Annotated in this window: 18 protein-coding genes; 13 read left to right on the plus strand and 5 right to left on the minus strand. The window is 37.4% G+C overall.

The window, feature by feature from the left end:
- Positions 1-98: 98 nt before the first annotated feature.
- Positions 99-1,403, plus strand: coding sequence for an oligosaccharide repeat unit polymerase (locus IEW44_RS02060; protein WP_188613353.1), 1,305 nt, complete (start codon positions 99-101; stop codon positions 1,401-1,403).
- A gap of 84 nt (positions 1,404-1,487) precedes the next feature.
- Here IEW44_RS02060 and IEW44_RS02065 read toward each other — a convergent pair whose 3' ends face one another.
- On the minus strand, positions 1,488-3,398 hold the full coding sequence (locus IEW44_RS02065) for an S-layer homology domain-containing protein (protein ID WP_188613354.1): 1,911 nt from the start codon (positions 3,396-3,398) through the stop codon (positions 1,488-1,490).
- Positions 3,399-3,575: 177 nt separating this feature from the next.
- On the opposite strand from IEW44_RS02065, the gene IEW44_RS02070 reads away from it, so the two are divergent.
- The 4 genes from IEW44_RS02070 to murJ all read left to right on the plus strand — a co-directional run bounded on the left by IEW44_RS02070 (position 3,576) and on the right by murJ (position 9,773).
- On the plus strand, positions 3,576-5,840 hold the full coding sequence (locus IEW44_RS02070; RefSeq protein WP_188613355.1) for an S-layer homology domain-containing protein: 2,265 nt from the start codon (positions 3,576-3,578) through the stop codon (positions 5,838-5,840).
- 152 nt (positions 5,841-5,992) lie between these two features.
- The gene (locus tag IEW44_RS02075; RefSeq protein WP_188613356.1) at positions 5,993-7,138 is read left to right on the plus strand and encodes a polysaccharide pyruvyl transferase family protein; all 1,146 of its coding nucleotides are present in this window, start codon (positions 5,993-5,995) and stop codon (positions 7,136-7,138) included.
- Positions 7,135-8,235: a glycosyltransferase gene (locus tag IEW44_RS02080; protein WP_188613357.1), complete on the plus strand. Its 1,101-nt coding sequence runs from the start codon at positions 7,135-7,137 to the stop codon at positions 8,233-8,235. Before IEW44_RS02075 ends, IEW44_RS02080 begins: the two co-directional genes overlap by 4 nt.
- On the plus strand, positions 8,232-9,773 hold the full coding sequence (murJ, locus tag IEW44_RS02085; RefSeq protein ID WP_188613358.1) for a murein biosynthesis integral membrane protein MurJ: 1,542 nt from the start codon (positions 8,232-8,234) through the stop codon (positions 9,771-9,773). Before IEW44_RS02080 ends, murJ begins: the two co-directional genes overlap by 4 nt.
- 43 nt (positions 9,774-9,816) lie before the next feature.
- Here the strand turns inward: murJ and IEW44_RS02090 are convergent, their stop codons facing one another.
- Positions 9,817-10,719, minus strand: a complete 903-nt coding sequence (locus tag IEW44_RS02090; RefSeq protein ID WP_188613359.1) for an accessory Sec system S-layer assembly protein — start codon at positions 10,717-10,719, stop codon at positions 9,817-9,819.
- A 2-nt stretch (positions 10,720-10,721) separates the two neighbouring features.
- Entirely contained in the window at positions 10,722-13,094 is a 2,373-nt protein-coding gene (gene secA2 / locus IEW44_RS02095) for an accessory Sec system translocase SecA2 (RefSeq protein WP_188613360.1), read from the minus strand.
- Between the two features lie 190 nt (positions 13,095-13,284).
- Between secA2 and IEW44_RS02100 the strand changes: the two genes are divergently transcribed.
- Positions 13,285-14,328 carry a glycosyltransferase family 4 protein gene (locus IEW44_RS02100; protein WP_188613361.1) on the plus strand — a complete coding sequence of 348 codons (1,044 nt, stop codon included), beginning with the start codon at positions 13,285-13,287 and terminating at the stop codon, positions 14,326-14,328.
- A gap of 88 nt (positions 14,329-14,416) precedes the next feature.
- On the opposite strand, the gene IEW44_RS02105 is transcribed toward IEW44_RS02100, so the two are convergent.
- Both IEW44_RS02105 and IEW44_RS02110 read right to left on the minus strand, forming a co-directional pair.
- Positions 14,417-15,472, minus strand: coding sequence for an LCP family protein (locus IEW44_RS02105; RefSeq protein ID WP_188613362.1), 1,056 nt, complete (start codon positions 15,470-15,472; stop codon positions 14,417-14,419).
- 89 nt (positions 15,473-15,561) lie between these two features.
- On the minus strand, positions 15,562-16,197 hold the full coding sequence (locus IEW44_RS02110) for a YigZ family protein (RefSeq protein WP_188613363.1): 636 nt from the start codon (positions 16,195-16,197) through the stop codon (positions 15,562-15,564).
- Between the two features lie 146 nt (positions 16,198-16,343).
- Here IEW44_RS02110 and IEW44_RS02115 point away from each other — a divergent pair, with 146 nt between their 5' ends.
- The 7 genes from IEW44_RS02115 to IEW44_RS02145 all read left to right on the plus strand — a co-directional run bounded on the left by IEW44_RS02115 (position 16,344) and on the right by IEW44_RS02145 (position 22,429).
- Positions 16,344-17,513, plus strand: a complete 1,170-nt coding sequence (locus IEW44_RS02115; protein WP_188613364.1) for a sensor histidine kinase — start codon at positions 16,344-16,346, stop codon at positions 17,511-17,513.
- Between the two features lie 23 nt (positions 17,514-17,536).
- Positions 17,537-18,211: a response regulator transcription factor gene (locus tag IEW44_RS02120; RefSeq protein WP_188613365.1), complete on the plus strand. Its 675-nt coding sequence runs from the start codon at positions 17,537-17,539 to the stop codon at positions 18,209-18,211.
- Positions 18,212-18,430: 219 nt separating this feature from the next.
- Positions 18,431-18,955, plus strand: a complete 525-nt coding sequence (locus IEW44_RS02125) for a DUF3225 domain-containing protein (protein WP_188613366.1) — start codon at positions 18,431-18,433, stop codon at positions 18,953-18,955.
- Positions 18,956-19,096: 141 nt separating this feature from the next.
- On the plus strand, positions 19,097-19,939 hold the full coding sequence (gene fakB, locus IEW44_RS02130) for a DegV family protein (RefSeq protein WP_188613367.1): 843 nt from the start codon (positions 19,097-19,099) through the stop codon (positions 19,937-19,939).
- A gap of 51 nt (positions 19,940-19,990) precedes the next feature.
- The gene (locus IEW44_RS02135; protein WP_188613368.1) at positions 19,991-21,358 is read left to right on the plus strand and encodes an ATP-dependent helicase ComFA; all 1,368 of its coding nucleotides are present in this window, start codon (positions 19,991-19,993) and stop codon (positions 21,356-21,358) included.
- 1 nt (position 21,359) lies between these two features.
- A complete protein-coding gene (locus IEW44_RS02140) occupies positions 21,360-21,980 on the plus strand; it encodes a ComF family protein (RefSeq protein ID WP_188613369.1) in 621 nt (206 codons plus the stop codon).
- Between the two features lie 29 nt (positions 21,981-22,009).
- Positions 22,010-22,429, plus strand: coding sequence for a TIGR03826 family flagellar region protein (locus IEW44_RS02145; RefSeq protein WP_188613370.1), 420 nt, complete (start codon positions 22,010-22,012; stop codon positions 22,427-22,429).
- Positions 22,430-22,541: the final 112 nt, after the last annotated feature.

A 22,541-nucleotide genomic window follows, 5' to 3' on the forward strand; every position in this document is an offset into this window, starting at 1 on the left:
TATAATAATTAAAGTTTTGTGTTAGACTATAAAAATGTTGGTAAGTTAATTTTTATTTTATTTGAGGAGGTTGTACATCGATTTAAGATGGCAGACGTATGAAAAATGTAAGAACTTTATTAGAGAAAATGAATCGGATTGATACATTTTCACCATACTTTTTTTTACCGTTTATTCTAGTGCTTTATTTCTTCACGAGCTTATTTGATTTCCACCGTTTTGAGCTCTTCAACATTACTTATTCTATTTGGCCATCTGTTATTGTCGCGCTTATTTTCTATTATATAGGTGTATACGTAATTGACCGTTTAGGTTGGACATTCCCATCCTTTGGTTTAGCGAAATTGGGCAAGTATGTTGTGCATTTTATTGTCGGTTTAATGTTAATTGGGTTAGTGGCTTATGTACTAATTACAATTAAAGCTGGCTTTGGCTTAGCCGATGAATCTGTACGACGTAATTTACCACCTAAATTAATGTTCTTCACACATTTATTATGGTTTGGTGCATTACTGTTACTTTCTTATCGTATGGTAAAAGAAAAAGCCATGACATGGAAAAAAGCCATCATCTATGCAGCAGCATTTGCAGTAGTTATGTCTTTATTCTTATTAATGGGTTATCGTACACCATTAGTATTAATGTTATTTACAGGGATTATTGTGTTCCACTATACTGTACAACGAGTGAAACTGACTTGGTTCCTTAGTGCGTTGTTGATTATTGGTATTACCTTCTCTATGTTTGGTTTCTTACGTGTTGTGACAGAGGACACATCAAAAGAGTTTAACAACCGTGACCAACCAGATATCTCAGAATTAAGTGAAGATAAAAAAGAACGTCTTGTAACAACAGAACAAAAAGTAAATCAAACGCCTAAATGGATTCGTGGATTGAATGGAGAGAGTGTGACAGGGCATATTGTATTAAGCCGTATTATTGAATATACTGATGAGAATGGTTATTTGAATGGTGAAATACATGCAGGTGTCTTTAATACAATCTTACCAGGTGAACAAGTATCGCCACGTATGCGTGTTACACAAATTGTTAACTCATTAAGTGTAAAAGACGGGAAGTTTATCACACGTGAAAATCGTACAACGACCCCAACATTTATTGGGCAACTATTTTTAGACGGCGGCTACTTATTAGTCGCAATTGGCTTCTTATTATATGGAGCAGTCGTATCTATGGTTTACAATAAAGTAAAACAAGGCGGTACGCATACTTTCCATACCGTAGCATATGCCTTTGTTGTGACGATGTTTACGATATCAATGCACACTGGCTTGCTTGATTTGATCTTTGTGTTAATGTTAGGTTTTGTAATATTAGCATCAGCCATTATTAAAACGGAGCCTAAAAGTGCTAGTGGTTTACAATTTAATCTAATGAAATAATAATAAGCTGTATCTTATTTAAATGAGATACAGTTTTTTTGTATAAAAAATGAGTTCAGCCATGGACTGAACTCATGATTAAAGTTATTTTACTGTTGGAATGATACGAACATTAGCTTTTGGTACATAGACACGCCCATTGTATAGCTTGTCAGACAATAATTCATACCAATCAGGGATATTACCACTTGTAATAATGACAGGCATGCCTGCACGCTTATACGTAAAGAATGGTGTGTTATTGTACGTTGTGGCTACTGTACGCACAGGTAAATTAGCAGATGTTGTTAAGCCAATCGTGTATTTGCCCGCATCTTTAAAGCCCATCGCGCGGTCAGCACGGTAGTAGTGACCTGCAATTTTAGCTCCCCAGAATGGGTCAGAAGCGTATTTAACATTAAAGCCAAATGCTTTTGAGCCTACAACAGCGCCATTTGCATACCAACCACCAGGTGTAATATAGTTTGGTTGCCAAAACTTAGAAACTAACTCGTTAATGTTTGCTTCAATCGAGGCAAAGTTTTTATTTAAAGGATTTGTGTCATACACATATAAGCCAAATAAGTTGTTTAATTTTTGTGCATGATCACTCATGCCGTAAGCACTCTCATGGAATGCTAATGATAAAATAAGCATGGCATTAATATTATGTTGTTGCTCCACACGTTTCAATGCAGAACCAATACCGATTAATTTACTTTTAGAAGCAGCATTTTTATGATTCACGCCATTAATCCAAATGCCGCCATTGGCATCTAAATTACGCAATTGTTGCATAACATAGTTATCAATCTCTTGGGCTGTGTAACTTGTTGTAGAGCGCGCTGGTAAGAACTGATAATAGTTATACGCCTCTTCTGATGTACCATCTCCATTGAAGTGAATGCCATTCCAACTATGATAGCGTACGTTTGGCTTCATTGAGCTAGGTGCTTTACCTACAACATAAGATGCATAGTATTGATTAGAAGAGTGTTTATATAAATAATGAATTAACTCACCATTTACATTTTGATAATAAGAACGACCTTTAGAAGTGCCAAAGGGATATAAAGTAATATCATTTAAACTTACCGTACTCACGTGACCAGAAAGACGAACACGCGCATTCTTACCATCACTACTAATAAACTCCATCTCCGTATTTTCAGCTACAGCCATAACATCATTAATATTCTCTGATTTATAAGAAATATATTTATTAGCTACCGCAAATCCTGTTCCCATATTAACGACACGTCCATGCAAAGTAATCACATGATTATTCCCCATTGCTTTAGAAGCATCGCTAAACGAAGCAAATCCTCTTACAGGAATTAAACGACCATATTCAATTTTTTGCAATTGGTAATCGCCAGTAGGTGCTGGGTTGTCTGGTTCCTCAGGCTTTTCGCCAGGTTTAACTTCAGGGTCGTTAGTATATTGCATTGTGCGATAAATAAATGTTGCTGATTGAGCAATTGTTGCGTTATTTTGGGGATTGAAATAACCTTGCTTTCCTTGAATGATGCCCATTTCGGAAGCTGTCATGACAATATCACGATAATCAGCATTGATTTTATCATGGTCAGCAAAGGTTTTTGTCCCTTTCTTTTTGTCGATTTTAGCATAGTCCATTAAACGATCTAGCATAACAGCCATATGTTGACGAGAGATGTACGTATCAGGTTTAAAGGTATCATCTGTGTAGCCTGTTACAATACCAGCTGTTACAGCTCGAGCAATATCTTCATAATAGGGTGAGTTCTTTGGAACGTCAGTGAACGAAACGGCATCATAAGCGGTGATTTGTAGTGATTTGACAATGTATGATGCAAATTGTGCACGAGTAACACTAGCATTGTAGTTAATTGATTCTTCAATGGCCCCTTTTTTTAATAAATAATCGAGTCCATCTTTGTGTGACCCTGCTCCGTTAAATGCAGCTTGAGATTGTGGTGCTAGTACAAGCATAAAACAGATAGCAAGTAGTGAAATAAATGAGAGTTTTTTCACGATGTCGCCTCCTTAGTATTCAATAGCTAAATTCATTCTAACATAGCTGTAACATGATTAATTTATTGAAACAGTATTATAAAGAAAATGCCACAATTGTAATATAGCAATTCCCCCCATTGTTTGATACCGTAAAGAGAGTATGAATTATTAAAATCGTAGAAAGGAAGTAAAAAAATGAGAAAATGGCAATCGGTTTTTATGGTAATTATCGCTGTGTTTACAATGCTATTATTACCTACCCATGCCTTTGCGTTTCAAACAATTGATAAAAGTTTTGGTCTGTCAGAAGATGTTTGGTATAAACAATATAAATATTCTACAGGAGCACCTCAATCCATCAATCATATAGCAGTAGATGTAGCGCCTGGTAAAACAGAAGTACAATTGGGTTTACCAACCCGTGTAAATGGTAAAGAAACAACAACCTCCTTAGCTATGAAAAATTCACGAGAGGGCAATCGTGTTGTAGGTGCTATTAATGCAGGCTTTTTTAATATGGCAGAAGGCTATCCGTTATTCCTACTTGCAAAAGATAATGTCATTGTAAATGGTGGTACAGTGTCACAAGGTAGTGACGAATATTTAAATGTACCTACTGCATTTGGTATGACAGCTGATGGGAAAGGTTTAATTGATTACTTTGATTTTGGTATTACATTAAAGCGAGGCGGCAAAACGGAAGCGATGTCAGGATTAAATCGTCAACGTAATATTTATGAGGCTGTTATCTACACACCACAATTTTATAAAACACATACCGATACGAATCAGTATGGCTTTGAATTTGTTGTGGATACAGGGCAAGAGATTACCCGCAATACGTTTGGGCAAACTTTAAAAGGCAAAGTGACCCATATTAAGCCCTATAATTCTACAGAGCGTTTAACTATTCCACGTACAGCTTTCGTCGTTTCTATGCAGGGTGGTGATTGGCACAAAAAATATGGAGATGTTAAAATCGGAGAAGAAATTGCTGTGAACTTTAGCATAGATGATAAATGGAAGAATGCAGATTATATCATTGCAAGTGGCCCTATGTTAGTAAAAGATAGTAAGCCATACATTATGATGAGTACAAATAGTTGGCGTGCCAAAGAAAAGGCTCCTCGCACGATTGTAGCTACATCAGATGGTGGTAAAAAGGTGCATCTTATTACAGTAGATGGACGTCAAAGTCATAGTGAAGGCATGAACATGGTACAATTGGCAAATTATTTAGTGTCATTAGGTGTGGAGCGAGCGATTAACTTAGATGGCGGTGGCTCAACCACAATGGGCATTCGTAATTATGGAAGTAATCAAATCGTGTTAGCTAACCGTACATCTAATGGTGGTGGCGCACAAAGGGCAGTATCTACGATATTACAGGCAGTGTCATTAGAGCCTGTTAGTGTTGCAAAGCATATGTTATTCCGTATTGAAAATGATATCCCTATATTAGAAGGAAATGGTTCGCGTATTACGGTAAGTTTAGTGCAAGATAAAAATCGTAATAGCTTGCCGATTGACGGGCATATTACACTTTCTTCACAGCATGGCACTTTGACTACAAATGGCATGAGCTACCAAACGACAAAAGCAGGAGATGACCGCATCTATGTGATGCATGATGGCACAGTAGTAAATTCATTCCCTGTTAAGACGGTTGCAGGCCCTACTACAATGACAATTGCTGAAGGAGACCGTACCTTAAAAGAAGGTGAGCAATTGCGCTTTACGCTTAAAGATATTAAGGATGATACAGGGCAAAACATATTATATGATGAGCGCCAAGTGAAGTGGTCCGTAGAAGGTGATATAGGGAGCATTGCGGGGAATGGTACTTTTACAGCAAAAAATGCTGGTACAAAAGGTAAAGTTGTCGCTACATTAGGTAATCAATCCGTGGCTGTTAACGTAACTATCGCTAAAAAGGGGCTGTTTACAGATGTCCCACCCAATCATAGATATGAGAAAGAATTAGCTTATTTAGTACAACACAACTATATTAATGGTTATCCTGATGGTAGATTTTTACCGGATAATCCGATTTCACGTCAACATGCAGCATTAATTTTAACTAAAGTATTGCAGTTAGATACAACGAATGTGCAAGACCCAGGTTATAAAGATGTACCTAAGGGGCATGTGTATTACAATGAAATAGCGGCGTTAACAACAGCTGGTATTATTAGTGGCGCAGATGGTTATTTTAACCCGCAAAATAATGTAACACGTGCACATATGTCAAAAATGATCGTAGAAGCCTTTAATTTAACAGGCTCAAACGATAAAGTATTTACGGATGTTTCTCAAGATTTTTGGGCATATGATTATATTCAAACGCTTGTGCATAATGGTGTAGCAACTGGCTATCTCGACCAAACCTTTAAGCCAGGTCAAGCTATTAGTCGCATTCACTTTAGCGTATTCCTTTATAATAGTTTACAAGTCAAATGAACATGGAGCTGACCTCAGCGTTATTTTGTAACGTTTGGGCCAGCTCTTCCTTTGTACAGAAAAAATAAGTACACTTGTGAAGCTATGGTATAATCACTTTATTAAAAAAAATGGCTTGATAAAATGAGCCGGGGATAAAAGGATGTAATGGAATGAAAATAGGTATTGTTGGGAACTATGGGAATGACAATAATGGCGATGAAGCTATTTTATACAGCATTCTCAAACAAGTAAAAGAAACGTTCCCTGTTGAAGATAAGGACATTACGGTGTTTAGTAACAATACACAACAAACATCCGAACGCTACGGCGTGACAAGTTATCCTTTGTATTATCGGAAAGGCAACCTGTATAAAACTTTTATTCATACGTATAAAAATAATAAACGTTATGTAGCACAATTTGATTTATTAATCATTGGTGGTGGCGGCATTTTAATGGATTTTTATCGTAGAGAAGCTCATCTTTATGGCACATATGCCATGATGGCCAAGCAAATGAAAGTACCTTATATTATTTATGGTTGTGGCGCAGGCCCTCTCGATACCATTACAGGTAAGTTATTTATCCGTGTGATGTGTAGTTATGCAGAGAATGTTTCTGTAAGAGACCCCGAGTCAAAGGAACTACTTGAACGTATAGGCGTCAAAAAGGATGTAGCCGTTATTGGAGACCCTGCGTTTACATTAAAGCAGGAAAAAACAACGTATGCAAAAAAGCCAAAGAAAATTGGTGTTTCTGCAGTGCCTTACTATAATGCAAACTATTGGCCAGAAGGAAATATTCAAAAGTATGACGAATATATTACAAGTATGGCAAATAATTTAGATGCATTACTTGAAGCACAGGATGTAGAGATTACATTTTTTGCAACCAAATATCCTCAAGATGTTACAGTAACGAAGGATATTCAAAAAAAGATGCGCTATCATAATCGTGTGCAAATATTAGATGAAAACTTGTATCCAGATCGCTTATTAGAAGTAGTAGCAGAGCAAGATATTGTTATAGGCACACGTTTGCATTCACTTATTTTAGCAACAGATGCTGAAACACCTGTCCTTGCTATTTCTTATCATGTGAAGGTGCAAGATTTTATGTCTTTAGTCAATGCATCAGATCGCTGTTTATCCATGGAGGATATTGCAAGAGATCCTAAGATTGTGGCAAAGTCTATCCAAAAGATGAACGAGAACTGGGATGAGCTTATTATCGAAACGAAACAAATTGCCAATCACATTCATAGCGAAGCCATGAAAGGTAAAGAATTAATGAAAAGGGCGGTGAAGGAGCTATGAAGAAAATTTTAATCATTAGCAACATGTATCCTACCGACAATCATTTATCTTTTGGTATTTTCGTTAAAAACCAAGTGCGTGCATTAGAAGAGGCAGGCATGAATGTTGTGATTGCTGTAAATGATGACCCTACAACAGGTAAATGGCCTGTTATAAAAAAATATATGAAATGGGGCTTAAAAACCCTTACAACCGCTTTTCGTCAACGTAAACAAATCAGTGTTACACATGCCCATTATGCATTCCCTTCTGGAATGTTAGCGCTTATTGTTAAACGCTTATTTGGTATTCCTTATGTTGTAACAGCCCATGGTGGCGATATTGAACGTATGGCTAAAAAAAGCACTCGCTTACACAATTGGACAGAAACCATTTTAAAAAATAGTGAGCATGTCATTGCAGTGGGCCCTGTGCTAGCGGAACAAATCGAGCATGATTTTTCCATACCTAAAGAAAAGATTTCCGTTTTAAGTATGGGTGTCAATCGTCGCATTTTCTATCCTATTGATAAAAATATAGCACGGGAGCAAGTTCATCTTGCACAGGACGCTTTTCATTTTTTATTTGTTGGTAATGTTATTGAACAAAAAGGTGTGGAAGAGCTTGTTCAAGCTTTTCAAATGGTGAAAACATCTTGTGAAAAGCCCGTTAAATTAACGATCATTGGTGCAAGACGTGATGAAGGTTTCCAGAAAAAGTTGCAACCTTTCATTGACGAGGATGTACAATTTATTGATCCATTAGCACAACAAGAGCTTGTTAAGTGGTTTCAAGCGGCAGATGTGTTTGTCTTACCCTCTCATTTAGAAGGCTTTGGTTTAGTAGCGTTAGAAGCGTTAGCTGCAGGTACACCTGTTATTGCTACCCAAGTTGGAGGTTTAGTATCTTTATTAAATAATGGTGCAGGTCACCTTGTGCCACCACATCATGCATCAGAATTAGCACAGGAGATGAAACGTGCAACGACACGTGTGGCGGACGACTATTACCACGTTTCAGCAGTGAATGCGGTGTTAGAGCAGCATGATGAAAAGAATATTACCGCACAATTGCAACAGATTTATGAGGTTGCTGCTAAAGGCGGTAGACGTGTATGAATAAGTTTTTCAAAATCATCGGAGCAGTAGCTATTATTAATATTGTAGCGCGTATGTTTGGTTTTCTGCGTGAGATGGTTATTGGTATGCAATATGGTTCTTCATATTATGCAGATAGTATTTTTACTGCCTATACCATTCCTAATTTTTTATACTTGGCTGTAGGTGGTGCTTTTACAACAGCTGTTATCTCGATTTACAATCGTGAAAATACAAATCGGCCATTATTTGTTAAACAATCATTTACAATCGTATTGTTTACAACGTTGATTTTAACCGCTATTATGATGTTCTTTGCAGACTCAATGCTTCATGTTTTTGATGTTGGTGGGGAAGAAAAATCTGAAAAAATTTATGTGCTAGCAGCGAAATTATATTATTGGATGATGCCATCTTCGGTCTTACTTGTATTATCTTCTTGGTATAGTGGCTTACTTAATCTACATGATAAATTCCATTTGTCCAGTTTTGCGATATTAATTTATAATGCAGCATTTTTAATTATTGGGGTTGCATTATCCGTTGTGATTGGGCCATTTGGTTATGGAGTTAGTGCATTATTAAGTGCAGTTATTATGCTATTCTTCTTAATTATTGGCTATCGCAAATTAAAGTCACATCCTGTTGGGATTTCATTTACACACAATTTATCAACAAAAGAATTGTGGTTAATGGTGTTGCCATTAGTGATTGGTGGCGCAACAATACAATTTTATGCATTATTACATCGTTTGTTTGCAACAGGTTTAGGAGAAGGGGCAATTTCTGCTGTTAACTATGCCTCACGTTTAATGCAATTTCCGCAAGCCATTTTAATAACAGCTGTAACAACGGTTATTTATCCTGTGCTAAGTCGAAAAGAGGGTGAGAATGATATTGAGGGCATTCGAAGTCTCTATTCTAAAGGACTGCATTACCTTCTATTATTGTTATTACCTGTAACCGTATATTCTTACTTTTATTCAACAAACCTTATTCAAGTGGTGTTCCAATATGGGCAATTTAATGAGCAATCGACTGCTATGACAGCTCCTGTCTTTGCTATCTTTTCTTTATCCATGTATTTTTTAGCAGCGAATATGTATATTACACGGTTTTATTATGCTAAAGGTAATTCATTAGCACCTGTCATTTACAGTATTGTTAACGTAATTGGCATTAATATTTTTATTATGGTTTATTTCACAAAAGAATATGGTGCTATGGCAATTGCATGGGGAACGCTGATTAGTTCCTTCACTAATTATCTTATGCTCGTTTTACATGCGCGATTTAAGTACAAATTAAAATTTGGTATGTTTGATCCAAGTGCCCATTATTTTAGAGCATGGCCGCCATTTATTTTAATTACGTTAATCGTATATTTATCTAGTACTTACTTACAATTTGACAACAAGTTCCTTACGTTTTTTGTAGGTGTTGCGATATTTGGCAGTAGTTTAGTAGCGTTATATTGGTTATTTGGTATTCAGGAGTTTAAAGAGTTAGTGCGTAAATTGCTTGCTAAGTTTGGCAAAAGTAAAAAAGATAATGCATAAGAAAAGACGGTTTCTCAAAAGGAGAAACCGTCTTTTTGTATGATTATGCTTGTTGAGCAACGCGTGCTGACCAGCGTGATAAATCGGCATCAGTTGTATCGACAAGATTAGCTGGGAAGATAAATGTCCATGGTTTGGTTGTATTGCCTTCTACTGTGATGGCAGGGTCCATTTTAAACGAGCCGTTGGCAATACGTTTACTATTCGCATCATAAATCTCTAGCGGCAGCTGCTCTAAGTTGACAGCACGATTATTACCATTGCGAATGAAGACCGTGGCTTGCAAGCTACCATCTTCGACCTCACGAATTTGGAAACCTGTGAAGTTTACTTCAGAGTCACCTAACTCAGGCAATTTACTGACGATCTCTTCAAGCTGTGCTTTTTGTTCTTTTGTTAATTGTTCTTCCCAAGATGGGTCTAAATCTAATTGGTGCCCACGTAAATACACAAGGTTAAAGGCGATTTGCCAGCCATCTTCAGGTAGACCGTCTAGCACTTGTTTTTGTGTTTCTTTTTCAAAAGTAAAAATCCAAGGACGTGCGCTTTCAGCAGGGATTGTACCTAGCGCTGAAAAATCAAAACGCTTTGTCGCTAAAAGCTCGCCATCTTTATCTAATAAAAATAGTTCGACATCACCTAATTCAATGGGTTGGTCTAATGATGAACGGAAGAAAGCTCGCACAAACCATTTGCCATCTTGTTGTTCCATGCTAATTGTAGATAAAGATAATTGGTTTGGCTTTAATGGTTGTAAGTCATTGGCTAAGAAGCTAAAAATATATTTTTGCTCCTGTGGCACATCCCACTCGGGGTGGATCGATAATTTTGTTGTAACATCTCTGTCAGAAGTCGGTTTATTTAAATCTTGTAATAATGTTTTCGAGTCAATAGTATTCTCTTTCTTTACTTTATCGTCCTTTTTGAAAAAGTCAAAAATACTCATGTTTATTGTTCCTCCTCTTGTGCATCACGTGCTTCTAATTGTTTCATAAAGTCGACAATATCTATAATGATAAGGCGACGTAACTCTTGGAAGTTGCGTGCAAATAACTGTAAACCTTCACGTTGATAAATACGCATCGGGTCTTCTTGTTGGTATTGACGTAAACCGATACCTTCTTTTAAATGGGTCATCGCTTCAAGATGTTTTACCCAGCCACGGTCAATATGACTTAACATAAAGTTAGGGATAGCATTAATAATACGCTCGTCTTGCGCAAAGGCTTCTAACTTATCTTGTAGTTCTTTTTCATGTGGTGCTATTTGTTTCATAATGAGTGATGTCTTTTGCAACTCACGATCAATGGTCACAGGTGTTAAAAATAAACTGTTTAATGAGCGTTCCATCTCATCAAAGTCCCACTCAATTTGAGCGACATCTTCAGGTGCATTTTCATGTACAGCAAAGTCTACTGTCTCAGAGAGCATCGTTTTCAAATGATGGATAAGTTTATCACCTTGTAAAATGCTGTTTCGTAAACCGTAAACTACGGTACGTTGATCATTGATGACATCGTCTAATTTTAAATTGTACTCACGCATGCTAAATTGTGCACCTTCAACAATGCGTTGTGTGCGATTAATTAATTCAAATACCTCTTTATTTTCGATAAGACCTTGCGCATCTTTCGTCATCTTAGTTTTGAATTTCTCTACATCATCCCGAGCAAAGCGACGGAACATATCGTCTTCTAATGATAAGATAAAGCGTGTTTCGCCAATATCTCCTTGACGCCCCGAGCGCCCACGCAATTGGTTGTCCACACGTCGACTTTCGTGCTTTTCGGTACCAATTACAAATAATCCGCCCAGTTCATATACTTCGGGGGCAAGTTGAATATCCGTTCCACGCCCCGCCATATTTGTGGCTACCGTGACACGCCCACGTTGACCAGCCTCAGAGATTAGATTGACTTCTTGTTCCACAGTCTTGGCATTTAAAAGTTGGAAAGGGATACCTACTTGTTTTAAATGTTTAGCTACCTCTTCAGATTGTAAAATGGAAGTAGTACCTACTAATACAGGTTGTCCTTTAGCGTGCCGCTCTTTGACAAGCTCCGCCACATATTCATATTTCTCTTGTTTCTTTTCAAACACAATGTCTTCATGGTCAACACGTTGACGAGGGCGGTTTGTTGGGATTTGGATTACATCCATGCCATAAACATCACGAATTTCTTTTTCCTGTGTTTTAGCTGTCCCCGTCATACCTGATAATTTAGGGTACATACGGAAGTAGTTTTGAATGGTGATTTGCGCTTGTGCTTTATTTTCTTCCGTAATGGTCACGCCTTCTTTAGCTTCAATCGCTTGGTGTAAGCCGTCAGAGAGAGAGCGCCCCTCTAAAATACGGCCTGTAAACATATCTACTAATTCGATTTTATCTTCTTTAATAATGTAATCAACATCGCGCTCAAACATTACATGTGCACGCACAGCTTGGATAACGTAGTGATAGAGTGTTTGATGTTCTAAGTCGTAGAGGTTGTCGATACCAAAAGCTTGTTCTACTTTTGTAATCCCATCTTCTGTTAAAGAAGTAGCTTTCGTTTCGTCATCAAAATCATAATCTTCGTCACGTTTAAAACGCTTAGCTAAAATGGCAGCAATTTTATGTAGTTCTTCATTAGCCATCATTTTACCTGCAATGATTAATGGTGTTTTAGCTTCATCAATTAATACGCTATCCACTTCGTCAATAATGGCAAAGTGATAAGGACGTTGTACGCGGTCTGCAATACTATGTGCCATATTATCACGTAAATAATCAAAGCCAAACTCTGTACCCACACCATACGTAATATCTGCTTTATAGGCTAGTTTTTTCGCATCAGGTTCCATCATGGGTACATTTAAACCAACAGTCAATCCTAAAAAGCGGTGAATTTGCCCAATTTGCTCAAAGTCACGAGTCGCTAAATAATCATTTACCGTAATAACATGTACACCTTTGCCTTCTAATGCACGAACATAAGAGGGCAAAGAGGCAACGAGTGTTTTTCCTTCACCTGTAGGCATCTCGGCAATATTGCCTTCTGTTAAGACAAGCCCACCAATAAGTTGTACGTCAAAGTGACGCATATTTAATACACGTTTTGAAGCCTCGCGAACTACAGCAAAAGCTTCTGGAATAATAGCTGTCATTTCTTCACCATTTTCAATGCGCTCTTTGAAAATAGGTGTCATCGCTTTTAATTCATCGTCAGACATTGCAACAAATTTATCTTCCAAGGCGTTAATACTATCAACAACCTTGTAATAACCTTTTAATTGTTTTTGCGTTGTCTGTTCATTATTTTTTTTGAAAAATGAGAACATTATTTTACGCTCCTTTAATGGTTGCATGTTATTTACACGCACCTTTTATTTTATCAAATTTTAGTAGGGGTGACTATTAAAGTTCCATGACAACGACATGTGTTAAAAGGAATTTACTATAAAAAAAATATTGCCCGTGGTATAATAAATGGAAGACTGGCATATTTAATATTTTTAGAGGAGGAGAAATGTGGGATACGTTTCTTTAATTGTCGCTTTTATGGCGTCAATTTTACTTACACCTTTAGTAAAGCGTCTAGCTTTTCGGATTGGTGCAGTTGATGCACCCAATTATCGTAAAGTACACTCACGCATTATGCCTCGATTAGGTGGTCTTGCTGTATTTTTAGCCTTTATTATAGGCTTTGCAGTATACCAACCAGAAAGTCCATATACATTAGCCATCGTATTAGGCGCACTGATTATTGTAATTACTGGTGTGTTAGATGATATGTATGAAATCTCTGCTAAAGCAAAGTTAATCGGACAAATCGCAGCTGCATTAATTGTTGTTTTTGTCGGTGGTATTCAAGTGGAGTTTATTAATTTACCATTTGATGGTAAATTAGACTTTGGCTTTTTAAGTATTCCATTCACTTTATTATGGATTATTGGTGTGACAAACGCTATTAACTTAATAGATGGCTTGGATGGCTTAGCAGCAGGTGTCTCGACAATTGCATTATTAACGCTAGCAACAATGGCATTTATTTTAGGCGACACATTTGTTATGGCAACAGCTGCTATTTTAGCGGCTGCATGTATCGGTTTTTTATTTTATAATTTTCACCCAGCCAAAATTTTTATGGGGGATACAGGTGCATTATTTTTAGGTTTCATGATTGCTGTATTATCCTTATTAGGGTTTAAAAGTGTTACCATGGTATCATTTATCATTCCAGTAATTATGCTAGGTGTACCTATTTCTGATACATTGTTTGCTATTATACGTCGTTTCCGAATGAAACAAAAATGGTCTGATCCTGATAAATCCCATTTGCACCATTGTTTATTAAACATGGGCTTCTCGCATCGCCAAACGGTATTACTTATTTATGGCATTGCGATGATGTTTGGTGTAGCAGCGATTATATTCTCTATGGCTAAAGTTTGGGGCGCATTGCTTTTAATTGTAGTCATTGTCATCACCATTGAATTGTTTGTAGAGATTATTGGATTAGCAGGTAAAAACTATCGACCATTACTTAATATTGTGAGAAGTTTAAATAAGTAACACATAAAGAGTGACGAAGCGTAAGTTTCGTTACTCTTCTTTTTATACAAAAAGGTGAGGCGATTTTAAAGTCGCCTCACCTTTTTTATTAATAGTTGTCATTTTCGTTATTTGTATCATTATTTATTAGATCGTCTGTGTAAGTTTCATTTGTCGCTTTCTTTTTGGGTGTGATTTCTAAGTGTTTTTGTAAAATGACTTTTGTTTTTTCAAGTTCATCTTCATCTAACCCATAGTAGTAACCTCCTGGTGTGTTTAAATCTTCACCCATTAAGGAGATTGTTTCAACCTCAGGCATACCACTTGATAAATAATGCACAAATGACTTCATATCAGAGAATGTTAAATCTGTTTTCATATTATCGCCAACAGCTTGTAAAACATCATCATATTTTAAAACGGATTCCATCGAAGCAGCTTTTTTCATAATGGCTTGTACAATTTCTTGTTGACGCTTTCCGCGGTCTACATCTGTATCTTGTTTACGTGTGCGGGCAAGTGCTAACGCCTCACTCCCGTTTAACGTTTGTTTACCAGGCATTAAATGTACAGCTGTACGGTCTAATTCATCTTTTTCTAATAATTCATAAGGCACTTTAGCTTCAATGCCATCCAATGCATCTACTACATCAATAAAAGCATTAAAGTTCATGCGAACGTAAAAATCTACAGGGATTTCTAATAATTCTTCCACAGTTTCAATCGTGGCTAGCGTGCCACCGTAAGAATGTGAATGTGTGATTTTATCCTCATACCCAACAGCAGGGATATGTACATAAGAATCACGCGGAATACTAACTAGTTTAACGGTTTTAGCTTGATTATTGAGTGTAGCAAGCATTAAAGCATCTGCACGTGAAGCATCAGCGCCTTGTGCACGTTGTTCACTATCATCAATACCAACAAGTAATATAGAGACATTATCTGTAATTGGTTTTACTTTTTCATCGCGCTTTGCTGACATATCGCGCCCTTCAATTTTTTCATGTGCTTTAGTAACAGCATATTCCGCTTGCTTTGTTAAATAAACACCATAAGCAGCGGCACAAATGAGTGCAGAGGTTGCTAAAACAAGAATGACTTTAAAAACTTTTACAGTACGACTCGTATTTTTCTTCGTCCTGCTTCGTTCTTTATTTCCCATTTTAATTCTCCTTTAATTTGTCTAGCCATGTTTAACATTCATCTGATAATTATACTACGGTATTTATGGAATGGACAATTACAATTATGTTAGGTAGTTAAAAATTCTACAAAATGGGTTTCCTCTAGAGAAATCAACGCTTTGCCACTCGTTAAATCTGTCATCCAATTAACAAAATTGTCTTTTTCTTCTTCTAATACAGCTGTCACTACTTCTACGTTTTCCCCATACTCGATATGTAACAATGTGTAAGAAGACTGGCGTATTTCGTTCTCTATTTTGCCAAGTAATGTATAATCAATAGTGACACGTATATGGCGATGTAACTTACGCCACACAACTTGCGCAGCTTGTATGCCTTCAGAGGTTGCACTGCCGTAAGCACGTATTAAACCACCGCCACCTAATTTGATACCACCAAAATAGCGTGTGACAACAACAACAGTATCTTTTAGCCCTTGTTTTTTTAATACTTCTAACATAGGGAAACCTGCTGTACCAGAGGGCTCACCATCATCATTAGCTTTTTGGATGTTGTCATGTTCGCCAATGAGGTAAGCAGAGCAATTGTGAGTAGCTTGAGGGTGCATCTTTTTGATTTTATCAATAAAAGCGAGTGCTTCTGCCTCTGTTTCTGCTCGCTCAACATACGCAATAAAGTGAGATTTTGATATAATAATCTCCTGCTCACCAAAACCTTTAACTGTTAAATAATTTGATCTCATAAAATAGTAACACTCCTTTGGAATTTGTTGCGAATTCTTAATGTAATTGCAATATTTTTTTTGATAATAAAATGATATAATTAGCATAAGCTAAGTCGGGTATTTTTTAAAAGCCATAATGATGAAAGACTGGGGACGTTGACACTATGACAGAACAAAGAAATCTTGATATTGCTGCGATTGATGTTGTATTTAATCGCATGGTAGAAACAATAACGAGTTCAAAAGACGATATTTTTATTATAAGCGAGAAAAGTCGTCAAAGTTTTGAAGAAATGCAAAACGAGCTTGCTTATGTGCGAGAACAAATCAAAGAAGCAATAGACAAAAGTGATAGTTTAGAACGAAATACCCAATTGGCTAAACAACGACTCGCTTTTGTAAGTAAATCATTCAACGAGTTTACAGAAGTTCAGATTCGAGAAGCCTATGAAAATGCTCATAATTTACAAATTTCTCTAGCTATTAGCATGAGTGAAGAAAGACAGCTGCGTCAAAAGCGTGATGATCTTGAGCGTCGCTTGCGTGGCTTGTCAGATACGATTGAACGAGCTGACCATATTGTAAATCAAGTAAACGTTGTTTTGAATTATTTGCTATCCGATTTGAAAAATGTCGGAGCAGCTTTGGAACAAGCCAAAATCAAACAAGATTTTAGCATGCGCATCATCGCTGCACAAGAAGATGAACGCAAAAGGCTATCAAGAGAGATACATGATGGGCCTGCACAGATGATGGCTCACGTATTAATGCGTTCGGATTTAATTGAAAGAGTATACCGTGAAAAAGGGATTGACCAAGCATTAGATGAGCTACATGAACTAAAGCATAATGTGAGAAATGCCCTATCTGAAGTGCGTAGAATCATCTATGATTTGAGACCAATGGCTTTAGATGACTTGGGTGTCGTCCCAACGCTAAAGAAATACCTTTCTACTGCCGAAGAATACAATAAGGGCGTGGAGATTCATTTCCAATCCGTTGGCTCAGACCGACGTCTTTCTTCGGATATTGAGGTGTCAGTGTTTCGTCTTGTACAGGAAGGGGTAACCAATGCTATAAAGCATGCGTCCTCTACTGATATATGGGTAAAACTAGAATGGCGTAAAGATGATCTAAATATTATGGTGAAAGATAACGGTAAAGGTTTTAATAAAGATAAAATCTCGAAGGCGCAATCATTTGGCATAATCGGGATGCAAGAACGTCTTGAATTATTGGAAGGCTCAATGAAAATTATTTCAGAGCCTAATCAAGGCGCGCTATTTTTATTTAAAATTCCATATGAAGCAAAGCATATCGAAAGTAACGAGTGAGTGTATTAAGGGGGAACAATTTTATGACGAAAATAATCATTATTGATGACCATCAACTCTTCCGCGAAGGAGTAAAACGCATCTTAGACTTTGAAGAGTCATTTGATGTAGTAGCAGAAGGTGGCGATGGAGAAGAAGCGCTACAACTGTATGACGAACACCTACCAGATGTTGTGCTAATGGACATCAATATGCCAGGCATTAACGGTGTTGATGCTACAGCAGAATTATTAGAGAAACATCCAGACGCTAAAGTAATTATTTTATCCATCCATGATGATGAATCTTATGTAACACATGCCTTAAAATCAGGTGCATTAGGTTATATGCTCAAAGAAATGGATGCAGATGAGATTGTGAATGCCATTAAAGTTGTATCAGATGGCGGCTCATATTTACACCCTAAAGTAACTAAAAACTTAGTAGCAGAGTTTCGCCGTTTAAGTGAGCATGAGAATAAAGGGAATTTCCATCAAACGGATATTCGCCGTCCATATCACTTATTAACTAAGCGTGAATGTGAAGTACTGCAATTATTAACAGACGGGCAGAGCAACCGTACAATTGGTGAAACATTATTCATCTCAGAGAAAACGGTTAAGAACCACGTATCTAGTATTCTTCAAAAAATGGCAGTAAGTGACCGCACACAAGCTGTTGTAACAGCGATTAAAAATGGCTGGGTTGAAGTACGTTAATCACACATAGTGTAAAATACGACGATATACTTATTAAGAGTTGTTAAGGCATGTCCTTAACAGCTTTTTTTATGGCAATAAATTGACAATGTCTAAGGTGTATGGCGCAATTGCAACATAGCTGTAAAAAATTCGTCATAATGTTGTACAAAGTTAAAACGCTTTTACTACAACTTTTTACGTAGTGTGTTACAATATTTCGCGGGAGGTTAGGGAAATATGAAAAAATGGTTAATTGCCTTACTTTTTGTATGCGCAAGTGTACTTGCAGCATGTAATGATAGTGGAGAAGATCAAGCATCTACAAAGGATACTGAAACAAATAAAGTAGGATTTTCGATGGATGGCGGCTCAATTGAAGAAGCAACGAATGTGCCAGAAGATAAAAAGGAAGCAATCTTAAACGCATTCAATGTTTACATAGAATCGTTTAATAATAAAGAAGTAGATCAATATGTGGATACACTTTCGACCAAGTCAAAGGGATTTGTTTATAAAGATGAACAAGAGAAAGTGCAAGCAGAGTTTGATGCCTATGATACGGAACGTATTGCTAAAGATATTACAATCGTTAAATATAGTGAAAAAGAAGCACATGTTTTTGCTAATCTTGAAATTTCAAGAACGGAAATTTCAACAGGGCGCGCAGGGCAAGCTGTTGGGCGTCAAGTAACGGTGTTTGTACCAGAAGATGGTACGTGGAAAGTATCAAGTGTGCACTTTATGTCGTCAGAAGGAAAATAAATGATACTGTGAACTGCTAAGTTGAGCGACAACTATAGCAGTTTTTATCATTTTGGCATGGAAACAAATCGTAAACCAAATCAATCATTCACATTCACTGTAATATACGGTAAAATAATGCCATAGGAGTGTGAAGAAGATATGAAAACGGCAATTGTAACAGATAGTACAGCGTATTTAACGCCGGAAGAACAGTCACGCTTTAATATTAAAGTGATTCCATTAGCAGTTAATTTGGCTGGAGAAGTATTTGACGAGACCGCTATTACACCTTCAGCTTTTTATGATAAAGTGCGTGCCAATAAGGATTTCCCGAAAACAACACAACCTTCAATTGGCCGTTTTGTTGAGTTATTTGAAGCGTTAAAACAACAAGGTTTTGAAGAAGTAGTTTCTATCCATTTATCAAGTGGCATTAGTGGTACATACCAAGGGGCATTGCAAGCAGGTGAGATGGTAGATGGTATTACAGTGCAGGCATTCGATAGTGAAATTTCATGTGCTGTGCAAGGATATTATGTCTTAAAAGCAGGTGAAATGGCAGCAAATGGTGCATCTGCACAAACGATTATTGAAGCGCTTGATGCTATGAAACCAAGTGTAAATGCTTACTTTGTTGTAGATGATTTAGCACACTTACAACGCGGGGGCAGATTATCCGCAGCAGCAGCCATTATTGGCGGCTTACTCCAAGTAAAACCTGTGTTACATTTTGTAGATAAAGTAATTGTGCCGTTTGAAAAGATTCGCACACGTAAAAAGGCAGTGAAACGTGCTGAGGAGATGATGGCGAATGCCATCGCAAGTGGTGCTAATGAAGTCGTCGTTATTCAAGGCAACTGTCTGGAAGAGGCGGAGCGTTTAAAGAATGAGTTTGCACAAAAATACCCTCAAGTCAACTTTAAGATCAGTTATTTTGGACCAGTAATCGGTACACACTTAGGTGAAGGATCTATCGGTATTGGTTGGTGTGAAATGAAATAATACAAGGCTTCTACACATAAGTGTAGGGGCTTTTTTTATGGAGGTTAAGAGATGAAATATAAAGGTTTTATTGTGCCACCGATAATCAGTGATTTTTTAATAGGGCGTGTTTGGGCAGAAGACCAATTGCCAAAGCAGTGGCAAGCTATTGCTAGTCAAGTACCCCATTACATGCATCTCCTAAAAAAATATGGCTATGTACAACAACAACAAGGGATTCGTCAGCAACCTAAACAGTGCATGCGCTGTTTAACAACGTTACAACGCCATTTGATTACGTATACTTTAACGTATTGTCGCCATTGTTTAATGATGGGGCGTGTGACATCACAGACGACATTACTGACATACCATGACAACCAATATCGTTTTATAAAAAAAACCATCGCGCAATATCCACAACAATTGAGTGAAGCGCAACAAAGGGTAAGTCAGGCACTCATTACAAGTGTTAAGGCACGTCAGCATCACCTCGTTGATGCGGTGTGCGGGGCGGGTAAAACCGAGATGCTTTTTCCCATGTTAGATTATGCGTTACATAAACGTTACCGCATCTGTATCGCCACGCCAAGAGCTGACGTTGTCAAAGAACTAATGCCCAGATTGCAACAAGCCTTCCCACAACGTGTAATTCACGCATTGTATGGCGATGCCCCGTTATCGAAAGGTTGTGCACAAATCATTATTGCAACAACCCATCAACTTTATCACTTTGAAAATGCTTTCGACATCATGATTGTAGATGAGGCAGATGCCTTTCCCTTCACGTATGATCACACACTACAATTGGCTGTGACAAAAGCTAAAAAACAAGATGCGCCACTGATTTTTGTTACAGCAACTCCTAGTAAGACGTTACTTGCCCTTGTAAAAAAAGAACAGTGGCAGCATAGTAAAGTATGGCATAGGTATCATCAACACCCCTTACCTGTCCCTCGATTTTCCTCATTGTTTCATTACCAAACTACTTTGAAAAAAAGATTACCACGCAAATTAGCAAGATGGGTGCAAGAAAGGCTACAATGTTGTGAACCCTTCCTAATCTTTTTTGCAACAAAACAATTAATGGCTAGCAGTCTTATCCATTTTCAGCAGCTTGATCCTTTAATAGAAAGCGTACATGCTCATGACTCAGAGCGCACTCACAAAGTACAACTATTACGCGATGGGCAAGTTAAAGGCTTGTTAACGACAACTATTTTAGAACGAGGCATTACAATACCAAATATTCAAATAGCTGTCGTAGGTGCAGAGCACACCATCTTTGATGCAAGTGCCCTTATCCAAATTAGTGGTCGCGCAGGACGCCACCCTCAATACCCAACAGGCGATATTGTGTTCTTTCATCATGGCATTAGCGTAGCAATGAGCAAAGCGAGACAACGAATTCGTATGCAAAATGCTTATAAGGAGGTGTAATATGCAGCAAACGATAACACATTGTGTATGGTGTGATACAAAATTACATGCCAACAGGAGTTGGCAAGGATTGTGGGGCAGGGAGCAAAGAGCTACAATTTGTGAGAGTTGCTTACAACAATTTGAGGTGTTTACGCAGCCAGAAGAAGCTTGTTTTATTTATAATGAAATCGCGAGTGAATGGTTGCAACGTTATAAAATCCAGAAGGATCTGTTATTAGCTACAAGTTTTACACAACAATTGCGTCAGCGACTATTAAAAGAGCGTGCCATTATTGTACCTGTGCCCCTACACCCGCTCAAATTACAAGAAAGAACATTTGCGCAAGTAGAGCAATTGTTAATCGCAGCGGCATTACCTTACGAGGAGCATCTGTTGAAAAAAGATAATATTACGCAAGGTCTTGGTTCACGAGCGGAACGTTTACAACGAGAGAATCCCTTTGTTTTGCGGGATCGTACAGCAGTCCTTAATCGAGATTTTGTGATTTTTGATGATGTTTGTACAACAGGGGTAACATTACAACATATTGTTATGCTCTTTAAAGAAGCGGGTGCAAGAAAAGTCACTACTTTTACATTATTTCGTAGTGAATTCACAAGGATGATGTATAATAAATGATAAATGAGCGAGTAAGGAGGTACTAAATTATGGCAGAAGTACGTAGTTGTCCAAAATGTAATGGGTTTTTTAATTACACAGGTATTCGAGATATTTGTCCAAAATGTTCACAAAAAGAAGAAGATGATTATCAAGTAGTGTATCGTTTTTTACGTAAACGTGAAAATCGAGCAGCGACAGTGGAACGTATTGTAGAAGTAACAGGGGTTGAAGAAGATACATTGTATCGCTGGGTGCGTAAAGGTCGTTTACATACGGCAATGTTTCCTAACTTAGGTTATCCATGTGATAATTGTGGACATTTAACAACAACAGGTAAGCTTTGTAACAAGTGTCAAGAAACATTAAAACGTGAACTTAATACGTTTGAGGCCGCAAAGAGCTTTAGAGAAACTGTTGAGCAACAAGCAAAGGGTACATATCATGTGAATGCGAATAAAAAGAAATAACAATAGTGAAATGATTCACCTACACAGTCAAGAGAATATGGCATTGCATGTGGAGAGCAAACAAATGCCAAGCCATTTTAGCTTGAGCCATCTTAAAAGTGGTAAAGGGAGA

It is taken from the genome of Lysinibacillus alkalisoli, from assembly GCF_014643595.1.
Taxonomy (GTDB): Bacteria; Bacillota; Bacilli; order Bacillales_A; family Planococcaceae; genus Metalysinibacillus; species Metalysinibacillus alkalisoli.

What these genes read in the sequence shown, in the direction of transcription:
- IEW44_RS02145 (WP_188613370.1), top strand. Translation starts at nt 22,010, where the DNA reads ATGGCAGAAGTACGTAGTTGTCCAAAATGTAATGGGTTTTTTAATTAC.
- IEW44_RS02080 (WP_188613357.1), top strand. Translation starts at nt 7,135, where the DNA reads ATGAAGAAAATTTTAATCATTAGCAACATGTATCCTACCGACAATCAT.
- IEW44_RS02115 (WP_188613364.1), top strand. Translation starts at nt 16,344, where the DNA reads ATGACAGAACAAAGAAATCTTGATATTGCTGCGATTGATGTTGTATTT.
- IEW44_RS02090 (WP_188613359.1), bottom strand. Translation starts at nt 10,719, where the DNA reads ATGAGTATTTTTGACTTTTTCAAAAAGGACGATAAAGTAAAGAAAGAG.
- IEW44_RS02135 (WP_188613368.1), top strand. Translation starts at nt 19,991, where the DNA reads ATGAAATATAAAGGTTTTATTGTGCCACCGATAATCAGTGATTTTTTA.
- IEW44_RS02105 (WP_188613362.1), bottom strand. Translation starts at nt 15,472, where the DNA reads ATGGGAAATAAAGAACGAAGCAGGACGAAGAAAAATACGAGTCGTACT.
- secA2 (WP_188613360.1), bottom strand. Translation starts at nt 13,094, where the DNA reads ATGTTCTCATTTTTCAAAAAAAATAATGAACAGACAACGCAAAAACAA.
- IEW44_RS02060 (WP_188613353.1), top strand. Translation starts at nt 99, where the DNA reads ATGAAAAATGTAAGAACTTTATTAGAGAAAATGAATCGGATTGATACA.
- IEW44_RS02110 (WP_188613363.1), bottom strand. Translation starts at nt 16,197, where the DNA reads ATGAGATCAAATTATTTAACAGTTAAAGGTTTTGGTGAGCAGGAGATT.
- IEW44_RS02120 (WP_188613365.1), top strand. Translation starts at nt 17,537, where the DNA reads ATGACGAAAATAATCATTATTGATGACCATCAACTCTTCCGCGAAGGA.
- fakB (WP_188613367.1), top strand. Translation starts at nt 19,097, where the DNA reads ATGAAAACGGCAATTGTAACAGATAGTACAGCGTATTTAACGCCGGAA.
- IEW44_RS02125 (WP_188613366.1), top strand. Translation starts at nt 18,431, where the DNA reads ATGAAAAAATGGTTAATTGCCTTACTTTTTGTATGCGCAAGTGTACTT.
- murJ (WP_188613358.1), top strand. Translation starts at nt 8,232, where the DNA reads ATGAATAAGTTTTTCAAAATCATCGGAGCAGTAGCTATTATTAATATT.
- IEW44_RS02140 (WP_188613369.1), top strand. Translation starts at nt 21,360, where the DNA reads ATGCAGCAAACGATAACACATTGTGTATGGTGTGATACAAAATTACAT.
- IEW44_RS02070 (WP_188613355.1), top strand. Translation starts at nt 3,576, where the DNA reads ATGAGAAAATGGCAATCGGTTTTTATGGTAATTATCGCTGTGTTTACA.
- IEW44_RS02075 (WP_188613356.1), top strand. Translation starts at nt 5,993, where the DNA reads ATGAAAATAGGTATTGTTGGGAACTATGGGAATGACAATAATGGCGAT.